At 65.4% G+C, this 13,507-nt stretch carries 14 protein-coding genes; 12 read left to right on the top strand and 2 right to left on the bottom strand.

What is annotated here, in order from left to right; all coding sequences use genetic code 11:
• Positions 1–17: 17 nt before the first annotated feature.
• The 5 genes from GA566_RS07320 (at position 18) to GA566_RS07340 (ending at position 3,736) form a co-directional block, all read left to right on the top strand.
• Complete coding sequence (locus GA566_RS07320) at positions 18–1,034, top strand: DNA polymerase III subunit delta' (protein WP_160472286.1); 1,017 nt, start codon at positions 18–20, stop codon at positions 1,032–1,034.
• Positions 1,035–1,177: 143 nt separating this feature from the next.
• The gene (locus GA566_RS07325) at positions 1,178–1,633 is read left to right on the top strand and encodes a PilZ domain-containing protein (protein WP_370459275.1); all 456 of its coding nucleotides are present in this window, start codon (positions 1,178–1,180) and stop codon (positions 1,631–1,633) included.
• Between the two features lie 42 nt (positions 1,634–1,675).
• The gene (locus GA566_RS07330) at positions 1,676–2,185 is read left to right on the top strand and encodes a GNAT family N-acetyltransferase (RefSeq protein WP_137926734.1); all 510 of its coding nucleotides are present in this window, start codon (positions 1,676–1,678) and stop codon (positions 2,183–2,185) included.
• Positions 2,186–2,202: 17 nt separating this feature from the next.
• A complete protein-coding gene (locus tag GA566_RS07335) occupies positions 2,203–3,000 on the top strand; it encodes a TatD family hydrolase (RefSeq protein ID WP_137926735.1) in 798 nt (265 codons plus the stop codon).
• The gene (locus GA566_RS07340) at positions 2,993–3,736 is read left to right on the top strand and encodes an ankyrin repeat domain-containing protein (protein WP_137926736.1); all 744 of its coding nucleotides are present in this window, start codon (positions 2,993–2,995) and stop codon (positions 3,734–3,736) included. Before GA566_RS07335 ends, GA566_RS07340 begins: the two co-directional genes overlap by 8 nt.
• Positions 3,737–3,765: 29 nt before the next feature.
• On the opposite strand, the gene GA566_RS07345 is transcribed toward GA566_RS07340, so the two are convergent.
• Positions 3,766–4,845, bottom strand: a complete 1,080-nt coding sequence (locus GA566_RS07345) for a J domain-containing protein (protein ID WP_237380086.1) — start codon at positions 4,843–4,845, stop codon at positions 3,766–3,768.
• Positions 4,846–5,149: 304 nt separating this feature from the next.
• On the opposite strand from GA566_RS07345, the gene GA566_RS07350 reads away from it, so the two are divergent.
• The 7 genes from GA566_RS07350 (at position 5,150) to GA566_RS07380 (ending at position 12,082) form a co-directional block, all read left to right on the top strand.
• The gene (locus GA566_RS07350; RefSeq protein ID WP_160472288.1) at positions 5,150–6,736 is read left to right on the top strand and encodes a cbb3-type cytochrome c oxidase subunit I; all 1,587 of its coding nucleotides are present in this window, start codon (positions 5,150–5,152) and stop codon (positions 6,734–6,736) included.
• A gap of 2 nt (positions 6,737–6,738) precedes the next feature.
• Positions 6,739–7,326 carry a cbb3-type cytochrome c oxidase subunit II gene (locus GA566_RS07355; RefSeq protein ID WP_370459276.1) on the top strand — a complete coding sequence of 196 codons (588 nt, stop codon included), beginning with the start codon at positions 6,739–6,741 and terminating at the stop codon, positions 7,324–7,326.
• Positions 7,327–7,330: 4 nt separating this feature from the next.
• Positions 7,331–7,981, top strand: coding sequence for a cytochrome c (locus tag GA566_RS07360; protein WP_160472290.1), 651 nt, complete (start codon positions 7,331–7,333; stop codon positions 7,979–7,981).
• Positions 7,947–8,660, top strand: coding sequence for an SCO family protein (locus tag GA566_RS07365; protein ID WP_137926739.1), 714 nt, complete (start codon positions 7,947–7,949; stop codon positions 8,658–8,660). The genes GA566_RS07360 and GA566_RS07365 overlap by 35 nt, the downstream gene beginning before the upstream one ends.
• Positions 8,657–9,262 carry a hypothetical protein gene (locus GA566_RS07370; RefSeq protein ID WP_202126669.1) on the top strand — a complete coding sequence of 202 codons (606 nt, stop codon included), beginning with the start codon at positions 8,657–8,659 and terminating at the stop codon, positions 9,260–9,262. Before GA566_RS07365 ends, GA566_RS07370 begins: the two co-directional genes overlap by 4 nt.
• Positions 9,263–9,388: 126 nt before the next feature.
• Complete coding sequence (locus GA566_RS07375; RefSeq protein ID WP_160472291.1) at positions 9,389–10,576, top strand: HD-GYP domain-containing protein; 1,188 nt, start codon at positions 9,389–9,391, stop codon at positions 10,574–10,576.
• 165 nt (positions 10,577–10,741) lie between these two features.
• Positions 10,742–12,082 carry a mechanosensitive ion channel family protein gene (locus tag GA566_RS07380; RefSeq protein ID WP_137926741.1) on the top strand — a complete coding sequence of 447 codons (1,341 nt, stop codon included), beginning with the start codon at positions 10,742–10,744 and terminating at the stop codon, positions 12,080–12,082.
• Positions 12,083–12,245: 163 nt separating this feature from the next.
• Here the strand turns inward: GA566_RS07380 and purT are convergent, their stop codons facing one another.
• Positions 12,246–13,448 carry a formate-dependent phosphoribosylglycinamide formyltransferase gene (gene purT / locus GA566_RS07385; RefSeq protein WP_160472293.1) on the bottom strand — a complete coding sequence of 401 codons (1,203 nt, stop codon included), beginning with the start codon at positions 13,446–13,448 and terminating at the stop codon, positions 12,246–12,248.
• Between the last annotated feature and the right edge of the window lie 59 nt (positions 13,449–13,507).

Below are 13,507 nucleotides of genomic sequence, written 5' to 3' on the forward strand. Positions count from 1 at the left end.
CTAACCGATTGATTCGCATGCTTTATCCCTGGCAACGAGAAGACTGGCAGCGGCTGACCGCCTTGCGCGACCGGCTGCCCCACGCGCTGCTGCTGCACGGCCAGCAAGGCATCGGCAAGCGCGACCTGGCGCTGCATTTTGCGCAGGGCCTGCTTTGCGAAGCGCCGCTCGCCGACGGTCAGCCATGCAACCACTGTGGTGCGTGCCACTGGTTCGGCCAGGGCAACCATCCTGACTTCACCGTGGTTCGGCCCGAGGCGCTGGAGGCCGGTGAAGGCGGCGAGGGGGATGCCGAGTCCGGATCGAGCAGCAAGAAGAAGGCGCCGAGCAAGATCATCCGCATGGAACAGGTGCGCCAGCTGATCGAGGCAATAGGCGTTGGCACGCACCGCGCCGGATTGCGCGTGGTGGTGGTGTATCCGCTCGATGCGCTCCAGACCGAAGGTGCCAACGCACTGCTCAAGACGCTGGAAGAGCCACCGCCATCGACGGTCTTCCTGCTGGTCACAGACCGCATCGACCGCGTGCTGCCGACTACCCTGTCGCGCTGCCGCCAGTTCTCCGTGGCGCCGCCGAGCGCGGCGGCGGCACTGGAATGGTTGCGCAGCCAGGGCGTGGCCGATGTGGAGGCGCAACTGGCGCAGGCCGGCGGTGCGCCGCTGACCGCGCTGCATGCCGCCGAGGCCGAGGAGCAACCATTGCTGCGCCTGCTGGTGAGCCAGCTTGGCGCAGGTCCGACCTTTGACGCATTGGCTGCTGCCGAACAACTCCAGAAACTGCCGGTGCCGATGGTACTGGGCACGCTGCAACGCTGGACCTACGATTTGCTGTCAATCTCGCTGGGTACGGGCCCGGCCCGCTATTTCCCCAAGGAACAGGCCGCGCTGGGACGTTGCGCCGGCGCAACCGATGCCCATCGCCTGCAGGGGTTTGCCGGGCGGCTGGTGAATCATCGGCGCAGCGAGAATCATCCGCTGGCGGCACGCCTGGTCATGGAGTCGGTCTTTCTCGATTACCGGCAGATTTTTCGCTAGACGAAACGCAAGTTTGCGATGCGTCTCAAACTGCGCGCCGCCCGTAGGCACGGCGGTGCGCGCGTGGTAAAAGTCGAGCCACGGGTTTCCATGCCCGGCCAGTCACGATAAATAGCCTGCGCAAAGCGGGCAACATGGGGTCAATGATGAATGCACCAGCCACGACGCCACCGCTGACAGCGGCAGGCGTACCGCCGAGGAATCCGGCACCCGCCCGTCCGGCCACCCCCCCAGCGGGAGCCGGTCCGGCTCCCGGGACTCCACAGCGTCCCAATGTGTTGTCGCTGTCGATCAAGGATCAGGCCGGACTGTACGCGGCCTACATGCCGTTCCTGGCGCGCGGCGGCATCTTCGTGCCGTCGAACCGCCCGTTCCGGCTGGGGGAGCCGGTGTTCCTGGTGCTGTCGTTGCTGGACCGCCCGCAGAAGTACCAGATACAAGGCGTGGTGGCGTGGATTACCCCGGCTGGCACGCCGATGAAGACGCCCGGCGTGGGCGTGCATCTGCCGGACGATGACAATGGCCGCATGCTCAAGCGTGCGGTGGAAGAACTGCTGGGCAAGACGATCGAATCGGGCAAGCCCACGCAAACGATATAACTCAAGGAAAATGCGAGGTTTGCCTCGCAAGTTATTGGATTTATGAGTCATTCTGGATTTACCGTGCGGATTGCCACGCGCGAGGACCTGCCCGGCATCGTCGAGATCTACAACAGCACGGTGGCCTCGCGCATGGTGACGGCCGATACCGAGCCGGTCAGCGTGGCATCCCGCGAGGGCTGGTTCGATGCCCATCTGCCAGAGCGTCGTCCACTGTGGGTGTGCGAGGATGCCGAAGGCCGCATGGCCGGGTGGGTGAGCTTTTCAGATTTCTATGGCCGGCCCGCCTATGGCGCCACGGCCGAGGTCTCGATCTATCTGCACGAGGACCAGCGCGGCAAGGGCCTTGGCCGCTTCCTGCTGGCCGAGGCCGTGGCCCATGCGCCGAAGGTCGGCGTGAAGACGCTGCTCGGCTTTATCTTCGGCCACAATGCGCCGAGCCTGGCGCTGTTCGAGCGGCATGGCTTTACCCGTTGGGGGGATCTGCCGCGCGTCGCCGTGCTCGACGGCGTGGAACGCGACCTCGTGATCCTGGGCCGCCGGCTCGATTGAGTTTCAAGAGAGTGCCGATGTTCGTAGATTCCCACTGCCATATCGATTTCCCCGACCTGTCCGCGCGCCTGCCTGAACTGCTCGCGAACATGAAGGCCAACCAGGTGACGCATGCGTTGTGCATCTCCGTGACGCTGGAAGATTTTCCGCGCGTGCTGGCGCTGGCCGAACAGCATCCGAACCTGTACGCGTCCGTGGGTGTCCACCCGGACTACGAGGAGGATGCCGAGGAGCCCACGCTGGAACGGCTGGTGACGCTCTCCAACCATCCGCGCGTGGTCGGCACCGGCGAGACGGGCCTCGACTACTACCGCCTCAACGGTCGCAGCGTCGAAGACATGGAGTGGCAGCGCGATCGTTTCCGCACCCACATCCGTGCCGCAAGGCAAACCGGCAAGCCGCTGATCATCCATACGCGCTCGTCAGCCGACGACACGATCCGGCTGATGCAGGAAGAGAACGCCCGGGAAGCCGGAGGCGTGATGCACTGTTTCACCGAGACCTGGGACATCGCCAAGCGGGCGCTCGACGAGGATTTCTATATTTCGTTCTCGGGCATCGTGACGTTCAAGAGCGCGGCGGACCTGCAGGAGACCGCGAAAAAAGTGCCGCTGGACCGCATGCTGATCGAGACCGATTCGCCGTATCTGGCGCCGGTGCCATATCGCGGCAAGACCAACGAACCGGCCTGGGTGCGTCACGTGGGCGAATTCATCGCCCATCTGCGCGGCGTGCCGGTAGAACAGATTGCCGAACAGACGACGGATAATTTCTTCCGTCTTTTCAAGCACATCGACAGGAATGCTCATGTTTGATCTGAAGATGCGACGCATGGCCTCCGCCATGGCGCTCGTGGGCCTGTCCGCGATGGCCGGCTGCGCGCTGGTGCAGGCGGCTCCAGCGGACGACATGCGCAAGGCCGTGGAATTCGACGACGGCAACACGGTGCAGAAACTGCTGCAGAAAGGCGTGGACCCGAACCTGACGGACAACCGCGGCAATCCGTTACTGGTGCTGGCCCTGCGCGAGAAATCGACCAAGGCGGCCAAGGTGCTGATCAAGGCGAAGAACATCGACCTCGACAAGACCAACCCGGCTGGCGAGAACGCGCTGATGATGGCGGCGCTGCAGGGCGACCTGGAGAGCATGAAGCTGATGGTCGATGGCGAAGAGGCCGAGGTGAACAAGAAGGGCTGGGCGCCGCTGCACTACGCGGCAACCAATGGCCACAACGACGTGGTCAAGTACCTGGTGGATCACGCGGCCTATATCGACGCTGAAAGCCCGAATGGCACCACGCCGCTGATGATGGCGGCGCGCGGCGGCCATATCGACACGGTGAAGCTGCTGCTGGACGAGGGCGCCGACCTGCGGCTCAAGAACCAGCAGGGCATGACGGTGATCGACTTCGCCGAGCAGTACAACCAGAAGGAAATCGCGGCCGGCCTGAAATCGCGCTGGCAGAAGGTCTATGGCAACGTGCCGGCCCCCGCGCCAGCGCCCAAGCCGTGGACGCCGCCTAACAGCCAGCCGCAACCCAAGCCTTACTGAGTAAAGACATCCTTCCCCTGGGCGCCCGCTCAGGGGAAATCCCGCTCCGAGATCGGTACGGAGCGGGAGGTGCCGCCCGGCACCCCGTAGAGGCGGAACACGTTCCGGTTGGCGCTGGTGCCGCCGGACTCCCTCAGTTCCGCCAGTTCGAAGCGTTCCGACCGGAACAACTCTCCCGTATCCAGGCTCTGGTAGCGCAGGTCGTAGCTGCCGGGAGAAATCTCATCCATCGTGAATGACGTGCCGCCCCGCACGTAGCTTGTGCGCACCGGGAGCGGCGTGTTGCCCTCCACGGACACCAGTTTCACCATGACATCTGACGGGCTCGCCGAGTTGTCGACGGTCAGCGTCGACAACCCGCTGTCGTTGAGCACCGGATAGCCGGGCAGGTAGCCTGACCGTGTCGGCCACGGCAGGCCACGCGGGGTCAACGTTGGCCGGATGTACTTGCTGTCACGGGTCGAGCCCGGCGCTACGGTGCGCGTCAGCGATGACGCAGAGGGCGGCACGGAGGACGACAGGGTCGATGCGGTGGCGGCCGCCGGTACGCCGCGTCCGGCAGCGTTATCCCCCGACCAGTCGCTCAACAACACTACGATCAGCGCGCCGATTCCCAGGTAGAGCGCAAACGAGCCGAGCTTCGGCAACGGGGTGGCGGGACCACTGTTGGGCGGCGCATCGCGCCATGAGCGGCGCGGCTTGCGTGTGCGGGCGGGCTGTTCGGCAGCCGGTTCGGGTTCGCTGGCGGCCGGGGGCGGAGCGGGACGCTGGGCCTGCTGTCGTTGCGCGGCCTGTCGTTGTTGCTGGGCCTGGGCGGCGCGGTAGGCCTGCCGCTGCTGCGTGGCCTGGCGCTGCTTCTGGTCGGCTTCGCGTTTCTCCTGCGCGACGATCCACTGGTCATGCTCGGCGCGCTTCTCCGGATCGCGCAGCACGTCATAGGCGGCGTTCAGCAGCCGCATGATGCGGTTGGCCTCCTCGCTGTCGGCGTGGCGGTCGGGATGGTATTTCTGGCTCAGGGACTTGTACGCGGCCCGGATGACTTCCGCGGGCGCGTCGCGTGAGACCTTGAGGTTGTCGTAGTGGCTATGCATCAGGCGGGAAAGACGCAATATCGGAGGTCGACAACTGATAACGGCAAGTCGTGGCGAATCTCAAGCGCAGAATGCACGGCAAGCTGCTGCACGACAGACGGCGCGCGGATCGAACCGTGCGCCATTATCGCGTGGGTGCGGGAGTGATGTCTGAGGGATGCCGAACAGAACGCCGGGCAGGGCAATAACGCCCGAGGCTGAATTCTAGGAATCGCACGCATAAAACGCCAGTTACACGTAAGGATGATTGGCCGCTCGGACACGGACTCGTACTCTGCGCGTCGGAACTTCCCCGTCGCCTGCCCCCGCCTGCGAGTCCCCCATGAATACAGTCGCCATCCTGCTGTCGGCTTTTCTGCTGTCCGTGATCGCCTTGGGCGCGTTCATCTGGAGCATGCAGAAGGGCCTGTTCGATACGTCCAGCGCCGCCGCCCGCGTGATCTTCCACGACGAAGGGGCGCATCCCGAAGACCCAGCCTCGGCGCGCGGCGACACCGGCGTGGCAGACGCCGCCCGCACCGCCGCCGACCAGTCGTCGGCACCCGTGGTCTTTCTGTTTATCTGCTGCGCGATGGTCTGGCTGCTGGTGGCATCTGCCGCCGGCCTGACCTCGTCCATCAAGCTGCATGAACCCGACTGGCTGGCCTCGATCCCCTGGCTGACCTTCGGGCGCATCCGCACCATCCACCTGAACGCCGTGGCCTACGGCTGGGCGCCGATGGCCGGACTCGGCATCGCCATGTTCCTGCTGCCGCGCCTGCTCAAGACGGAGCTGGTGGGGGCGCGCTGGGCGCTGCTGGGCGCGGCGGTCTGGAATGCTGGGCTGATCGCGGGTATCGGCAGCATCGCCGCCGGCATCTCCGACGGGCTGGAGTGGCTGGAGATTCCGTGGCAGGTGGACATCCTCTTCGTGGCTGGCGGCGCGTTCGTGGGCATTCCGCTGGTGCTGACACTGGTGAACCGCAAGGTGGATCACCTCTACGTGTCGGTCTGGTACATGGGCTGTGCACTGTTCTGGTTCCCGGTGCTGTTCCTGGTGGCCAACATCCCGGGCCTGCATTTCGGGGTGGAGCAGGCCACCATGAACTGGTGGTTCGGCCATAACGTGCTGGGGCTGTTCTATACGCCGCTGGCGCTGGCATCGATCTACTACTTCCTGCCGAAGGTGATCGGCCAGCCGGTGAAATCGTACGGGCTGTCGCTGCTGGGTTTCTGGGCGTTGGCCTTCTTCTACGGGCAGGTGGGCGGCCATCACCTGGTGGGCGGGCCGGTGCCGGGCTGGCTGATCACGCTGTCGATCGTGCAGAGCATGATGATGCTGATTCCCGTGATCGCGTTCTCGATCAACCAGCACCAGACGCTGCGCGGCAACTTCCACCGGCTGATCGATTCGCCCACGCTGCGCTTCATGACCTTCGGCGGCATGATGTACACGTTGAGTTCGATCCAGGGGTCGTTCGAGGCGCTACGCGCCGTCAACCGCGTGACCCACTTCACGCACTACACCGTGGCGCACGCCCACCTGGGGCTGTACGCGTTCGTGAGCTTTGCATTCTTCGGCGCCATCTACTTCATCGTGCCGCGCATCACGGGCCGGGAGTGGCCGTACCGCTGGCTGATCTACGCGCATTTCTGGCTGGCCGTGGGCGGCATCGGCGTCTATTTCATCGGCCTGAGCATCGGCGGCTGGCTACAGGGCAAGGCGATGCTCGACGCCGCCAAGCCCTTCATGGATTCGGTGGCGGTGACCGTGCCGTACCTCAAGATCCGCTCCATCGGCGGATTCATGATGCTGACCAGCCACCTCTGTTTCGTGGCCAACTTCATCTGCGTGGCATTCGGCCTGGGGCCGAACCGCAACCGGCCTGCGATGTTCCACCAGGGCAACAAGCCCGCACAGGGAGCCTGAACGTGAACAACGAGAGCGCCCTGCTGGCGGGCGGCATGACGATGCTGGCACTGGCCACCAGCGCCCTGGTGGTGCTGCCCTACATGCAACTGCACGAGGTGAAGCCCACCGAAGGGTTGAAGCCCTACACCGCCGCCCAGTTGCGCGGCCGCGAGGTCTATATTGCCAATGGCTGCGTCTACTGCCACTCGCAGCAACCCCGCGATGCCGCGTTCGCGCCCGATGCCAAGCGCGGCTGGGGCCGCGCAACCACAGCCGGTGACTACTACTACGACAAGCCCCACCTGCTGGGCACCATGCGCACAGGTCCGGACCTGATGAACATCGGCGTGCGCCAGCCCAGCGCGGACTGGCATCTGGGGCACTTGTACCAGCCACGTGCGTACGTGAGCGGCAGCATCATGCCAGCCTATCCGTATCTGTTCGATGCCAAGGATGCACCCGATGCCGGCGAAAAGGCCGTGCCGCTGCCGCCGGGCTATGCGCCGCTGGGCAAGGTGGTGGTGCCGACGGCCGCCGCACTGGACCTCGTGGCCTACCTGCAATCGCTGAACCGGACCGGTGCCGTGCTGCCGGCCACGAAGGAATGAGGCCATGAGCGATTTCCGTGATCCCCGTGGTGCGGCAGATGGTTCGGCAGAAAGCTCGGAGCAGCGGCAGGCCGCCGCCGCGCGTGCCCGCGAGCATGAAGACCCGCACGAGAACCGCATGCCGATTCCGCGCTATGTGCTGGCGATGGTAGCCGCGCTGGTGGCGTGGGGCGTGTACTACATCGTCACGGCCCCGATCGACCAGCCTCCGGCGCTCGGCGACAAGCGCACCGTGGCGGACCTGCATGGCAAGCCGAAGGCGGCGGCGGGCGCGGCGGTGGATGGTGCTGCCATCTTCCAGAGTCATTGCGTGGCCTGCCATCAGGCCACGGGCCAGGGTTTGCCGGGCGTATTTCCGCCGCTGGCCGGCTCCGAGTGGGTCACCGGCAGCGATGCCAAGGCGGCGCGGATCGTCCTGCGCGGCGTCACCGGCAAGCTCACGGTCAAGGGCACGGCCTACAACGGGGCGATGCCGGCGTTCGCGGCGCAGCTCGGTGATGCCGAGATTGCCGCCGTGCTCACGCATGTGCGCAGCCAGTGGGGCAATGCCGCACCGCCCGTGACGGCGGAGACCGTCGCGGCGGCACGGGCCGATACGGCCAGCATGCAGGCACCTTTCGATGGCGACGCGGCGCTTGGCTCCCCGGGCAGTTAGGACCGTCGCCCCCGCGTCGGCAGGCCCTTGGCTGGCGCTGGCCGCCGCGCTGCTGCTCGGCGCGGCGGCAGTCTACTTCGTGACCGACGGGCTGCGCGCCTGGACACTCGACCAGTCACGCGAGGCGCGCATCGCCCGCCAGGCGCTGCGGCTACCCGCCATCGACGTGTGGAACCAGCAGGGCCACGACCTGCGGCTGTTCGAGGCGGCGGACTCCAGTTCGTCCGCGTTGCACACGCCGGCCGCATCGGTCACACCGTCCATCTACATCGTCGATTTCATCTACACCCGCTGTCCCACGGTCTGCCGGGCGCTGGGCGCCGAGTTCGCGCAGTTGCAACGCCAGATTGCCGCCGATGGCATGGCGCCACGGGTACAACTGATTTCCCTTTCCTTCGATCCACGCGACACCGTGAACGATCTGCTCGGCTATGCCACCAGCTATCGGGCGAATGCCCCCGGCTGGCAGGTGGTGGCCGCCATCTCGCCGGACGCGATGACGAAACTGCTGCGACAGGCTGACGTGATCGCCATCCCGGATGGTCTCGGCGGCTTCGAGCACAACGGCGGGCTGCATGTGGTGGACGCTCAGGGCAGGGTGCTGTCCGTCCATGCGCTAGAGGATTTCCAGCAGGCCTATGCGGCGGCGCTGGCCCACTTGCGCGGGGATCGGCCATGAATCGCGCCAACGTGAGGCTGGCCGGCGTGCTCTTGCTGCTGGCGCTGCCTCCTATGCGTACGTTCTTCGAGGCATCCATGGCATGGCTGATGCTCGGCCTGATGCCCTGCCTGTTTGCGGCCGGCGCGCTGACCCCCGGCATGCTGAGCGCGCGACGGCAGGTGGAGATGGTGCCGCGGATGCGTCCGTATGCGTTGGCGCTAGGGGTGGTGGGCACGCTGGCCTACGGCATCTGGATGCTGCCGATCGCCGTGGATCTCTCGCGCATGTCCCTGCCGATGGGTCTGGCGCGCGACGCGTCGATGGTGCTCGCGGGCCTGGCCGCGAGTGTCGGCCTGCGTGTGGCGCCGTGGCCACTGGTGTTGTTTTTTGGCGGAAACATGGTCTGGATGGCCCTGACTTTTGGCATGCTGTTCATCGACTCGCCCAATCGCCTGTGCGCCAGCTACCTGCTGGGCGACCAGCGGCTGGCAGGCGCCGGGCTGGTGGTCTACGCGGCGGTGATCGGCTCGTGGCTGCTCATTCGCGCCGCGCGGCAGGCCGATGCGGGCGATGACGATGGTGAACGGGTCATGACAGTGCCATCGCAAAGAAAAAACTAAAGAATGTCTCGGACCTGCCGATAAACGCGGCCAACGAGAGAAGTCAGAGAACGGGGCCTGGAAAGAGCCCCGCTTGACCGGGATCGCGGAGTCCCTCTCCGCGCCCATTTGAACTGGGGCAAGTGCATGCTGAGAAGAATCAAGGCAGAACAACTGCAGATAGGCATGTTCGTGGCAAGGCTGGGCGGGCCATGGATGAACCATCCGTTCTGGCGCTCGCGCTTTCTGGTGTCCAGCGACGAGCAGGTGGAGCAGATCCAGGCAGCCAACGTGCAGGATGTGTGGATCGACATCCTCAAGGGCCGCAACCTGCCCACGCCGGCCGCGCCGGAGATGATGGAGGCCGACGAGGTTGACGAGCCCGAAGCCAGCTTCGAGAGCGAGCTGGAGCGCGCGCGCGAGTTGATCAAGACCGGGCGCATGCTGATCGGCAACCTGTTCAACGACGTCCGCATGGGCCGCGCACTGGAGACGCACGGCGCGCTGCTGCTGGTGGATTCGGCGTCCACCTCGCTGTCTCGCCATTCGCAGGCGCTGCTGGCCATGGCGCGCCTCAAAGCCAAGGACGACTACACCTACCTGCACTCGTTCTCGGTCTGCGCGCTGATGATCGCGGTGGGCCGCAACCTGAAACTGCCCGATGGCGAGGTGCGCGAACTGGGACTGGCCGGGCTGGTGCACGATATCGGCAAGCTGACGCTGCCCGAATCGCTGCTGCTCAAGGGCAGTGACCTGTCCCCGGCGGACGAGGAGAAGATGCGGCGCCACCCGTCGGCGGGCTACCGCATCCTCAACGAGGCGCGGCTCTACAGCAATATCCCGCTCGACGTCTGCGTCCACCACCACGAGCGCGTGGACGGGCGCGGCTATCCGTTCGGCCTGCACGAGAACGAAATCAGCGTCCACGCCAAGATCGCAGCCATCTGCGACACCTACGATGCGCTGACCTCGCCGCGTCCGAACCATCCGGCGTGGTCGCCGGCACGGGCCATGGAGTACATCGCCGTGCGCGTGGACACGCTCTTCGACCGGCGTGTGTTCAAGGCTTTCACGCGCACCATGGGCATCTACCCGCTGGGCACCGTGCTGCGCCTGCGCTCCGGCCGGCTGGCCGTGGTGTGCGGCCAGAACGAGGGCGAGACGCTGCGCCCGCGTGTGATGACCTTCTATTCGGTGACGGACTCCAAACCGCTGCCGCCCGAGGTGATCGACTTGACCCACAGCGACGACACCGTGACCGCTTTCGAGGATGCGCGGCAGTGGGGCTTCACCGACGACCAGTTGATGGCAATGTACGCGCCGCATGCGAACTAGGGGAAAGAAAGGAAGAAGGGAAGAAGCGGCATGGTAGCGGGCTGGCCGCGGATTCTGGATCTGAGACGATTCTGATTCTGCGGCCAGTCGCGCCAGAATTCGCGGCAGCGCGGCGCAACGCTAGTAGACTCGTGGCTTGACTGTCAGCAACCAAGCCTCGCCCTCATGACTTTTGACGCACTGCTGGACCTGTTCCAGCGACGCATTCCCGCCCATCCCTGGGCCCAGATTTCGCTCTACGTGCTGGCGCTCGTCCTGATCGCCGGACTCGCGCAATGGCTCGTCGCGCGTGTGGTGGGCCGGGTGGTCTACCGCGTGTTGAGCCTTTCCGGCAACCGCGAGTGGGCCGCCGCGCTCATGCGGCACCGCACCTACCGCCGCCTCGGCTATGCGGTGTTTCTCGCCGTCATCACGGTCGGCATCAGCCAGGTGCCCGATCTCGGCAAGTTCTCGATCCTCATCGAACGGCTGGCGCATGCCGGCACCTGGGTCAGCGTGTTCCTGATGGTGTCCGGCGTGCTGAACGCCTGGCAGACCGTGTTCGCGGCCAGCCGTCGTGCGCAGACGCGCTCGATCAAGGGCTATGTGCAGGTGGCCCAGTTGGCGCTGTGGCTGGTCTGCGGCGTGCTGGTGCTGTCGATCCTGATCGACCGCTCGCCGCTGTGGATGCTTTCCGGTATCGGTGCGGTGTCGGCGGTGCTGTTGCTGGTGTTCAAGGACACGCTGCTGTCTCTGGTGGCCAGCACGCAGCTCACGTCCAACGACATGCTGCGCATCGGCGACTGGATCGAGATGCCGCAGTCCAACGCCGATGGCTTCGTGATGGACATCGCGCTGCATACGGTGAAGGTCAAGAACTGGGACAACACCGTGACCACGGTGCCCACGTACAAGCTGTTCTCGGAGAGCTACCGCAACTACCGGCACATGTTCGAGTCCGGCGCGCGGCGGATCAAGCGGACGCTTCGCATCGACGCTTCGACCGTGCGGTTTCTCGACGATAACGAGGTAACGGCGCTGATGCGCTTCCGGCTGCTGCACGACTACCTGGAGGTCAAGCAGCAGGAGGTGGAGCAGACCAATCGGGTACTGCTCGGCGAGAACACGGACCCGGTCAACCGCCGCCGGCTGACTAACCTCGGGACCTTCCGCGCCTACGGCATCGCCTTCCTGCGCGCGCATCCCGAAATCCACCACGACCTGCTACTCAACCTGCGGATGATGGAGCCGGACTCGCAGGGTATTCCGATCGAGGTCTATTGCTTCAGCAATCGCACCGGCTGGACGGACTACGAACGCATCCAGGGCGATATCTTCGACCACCTGTTCGCGATCCTGCCGGAATTGGGGCTGCGCTTGTACCAGTCGCCGTCAGGCGCGGACCTGAGCGCGTTGCGCCAGGATTCGCAGTATGGCGCGCATGCAGCGCTGGCGGCTGCGGCGACGGATCCGGGGGCCAGGGAACCGGCGCAAGCGCATATGGACCGGGCGGATCGGGTGGTTTGATGATTTTTGCTCCCTCTCCCGTGAAACGGGAGAGGGCGGGGGGAGAGGGCAGGACGTCGTTACGTCGGAGCGTGGTTAGTGCTTGAACGGCTGGCCCTCTCCCCCAACCCCTCTCCCGCATGGCAGGAGAGGGGAGTAATACAAGCGCGGAGAATGGACTAAATCAAGCCTTGCGCGGCTTGACCTTGCTCGCCGCTTCCTTCGCACGATCCCGTGCTGTATCCACATCTGCCGCATACGCCAGCGCCACGCCCATACGGCGTTTGGTGAACGACTCCGGCTTGCCGAACAGGCGCAGTTCGGTCTGCGGGATGCGCAGCGCCTCGTCCACACCGTCGAAGACGATGCCTTCGGCATCCACGCCGCCGTAGATCACCGCGCTGGCGCCCGGGGCGCGGAGGCTGGTGTCCACCGGCAGGCCCAGAATGGCGCGGGCGTGCAGTTCAAACTCGTTCTGGTACTGCGTGATCATCGTCACCATACCGGTGTCATGCGGGCGCGGGCTGACTTCGCTGAACCAGACCTGTTCCCCCTTGACGAACAGTTCCACGCCGAACAGCCCCTGTCCGCCCAGGTCGGCCGTCACTGCACGGGCGATGTGCTGGGCGGTTTCCAGCGCCTTGGGGTGCATCGGGTGCGGCTGCCAGCTTTCCACGTAGTCACCGGCAACCTGGACGTGCCCGATCGGATCGCAGAACTGGGTGTCCACCTTGCCATCGGCACCCAGCGCGCGCACGGTCAGCAGCGTGATTTCGTAGTCGAAATCGATAAAGCCCTCGACGATGATCCGGCCGTGGCTGACGCGGCCACCTGCCATGGCGTAGTCCCATGCGGCCTTGACGTCAGCCGGGCCGTCGATCTTGCTCTGGCCCTTGCCGGAACTGCTCATCACGGGCTTGACCACGCACGGATAACCGATACCGTCGTCGATGGCGGCTTGCAGTTCTTCGAGCGAATCGCAGAATTTGTATGGGCTGGTGGGCAGGCCCAGCGTCTCGGCGGCCAGGCGGCGGATGCCTTCGCGATCCATGGTCAGACGGGCGGCGCGGGCGGTAGGAATCACGCGGACGACGCCGGCAGCTTCCAGCGATTCCAGCATCGGCGTGGCGATGGCTTCGATCTCAGGCACCACCAGATGCGGACGCTCGGCTTCGATCAGCGCCTTGAGCTGGTCGCCATCGCTCATGGTGATGGTGCGCGAGTGGTGCGCCACCTGCTGGCCCGGGGCGTTCTCGTAGCGGTCCACGGCAATGGTTTCCACGCCCAGGCGCTGCAGCGCGATCAGCACTTCCTTGCCAAGCTCGCCGGAGCCCAACAGCATCACTTTGGTGGCAGACGGGGAGAGGGGGGTTCCAAGGGTGGTCATGGCGGGGGCTCGCGGCAGGGAAGAAAAGACGCGATTGTAGCAAGGCGTAACCCGGAATC

It is taken from the genome of Cupriavidus sp. SW-Y-13, assembly GCF_009793345.1.
Taxonomy (GTDB): Bacteria; Pseudomonadota; Gammaproteobacteria; order Burkholderiales; family Burkholderiaceae; genus Cupriavidus.

Bases quoted from the DNA above. Each gene is read 5' to 3' on its own strand.
- GA566_RS07320 (WP_160472286.1), top strand. From the start codon at position 18: ATGCTTTATCCCTGGCAACGAGAAGACTGGCAGCGGCTGACCGCCTTG.
- GA566_RS07325 (WP_370459275.1), top strand. From the start codon at position 1,178: ATGATGAATGCACCAGCCACGACGCCACCGCTGACAGCGGCAGGCGTA.
- GA566_RS07330 (WP_137926734.1), top strand. From the start codon at position 1,676: ATGAGTCATTCTGGATTTACCGTGCGGATTGCCACGCGCGAGGACCTG.
- GA566_RS07335 (WP_137926735.1), top strand. From the start codon at position 2,203: ATGTTCGTAGATTCCCACTGCCATATCGATTTCCCCGACCTGTCCGCG.
- GA566_RS07340 (WP_137926736.1), top strand. From the start codon at position 2,993: ATGTTTGATCTGAAGATGCGACGCATGGCCTCCGCCATGGCGCTCGTG.
- GA566_RS07350 (WP_160472288.1), top strand. From the start codon at position 5,150: ATGAATACAGTCGCCATCCTGCTGTCGGCTTTTCTGCTGTCCGTGATC.
- GA566_RS07360 (WP_160472290.1), top strand. From the start codon at position 7,331: ATGAGCGATTTCCGTGATCCCCGTGGTGCGGCAGATGGTTCGGCAGAA.
- GA566_RS07365 (WP_137926739.1), top strand. From the start codon at position 7,947: ATGGCGACGCGGCGCTTGGCTCCCCGGGCAGTTAGGACCGTCGCCCCC.
- GA566_RS07370 (WP_202126669.1), top strand. From the start codon at position 8,657: ATGAATCGCGCCAACGTGAGGCTGGCCGGCGTGCTCTTGCTGCTGGCG.
- GA566_RS07375 (WP_160472291.1), top strand. From the start codon at position 9,389: ATGCTGAGAAGAATCAAGGCAGAACAACTGCAGATAGGCATGTTCGTG.
- GA566_RS07380 (WP_137926741.1), top strand. From the start codon at position 10,742: ATGACTTTTGACGCACTGCTGGACCTGTTCCAGCGACGCATTCCCGCC.
- purT (WP_160472293.1), bottom strand. From the start codon at position 13,448: ATGACCACCCTTGGAACCCCCCTCTCCCCGTCTGCCACCAAAGTGATG.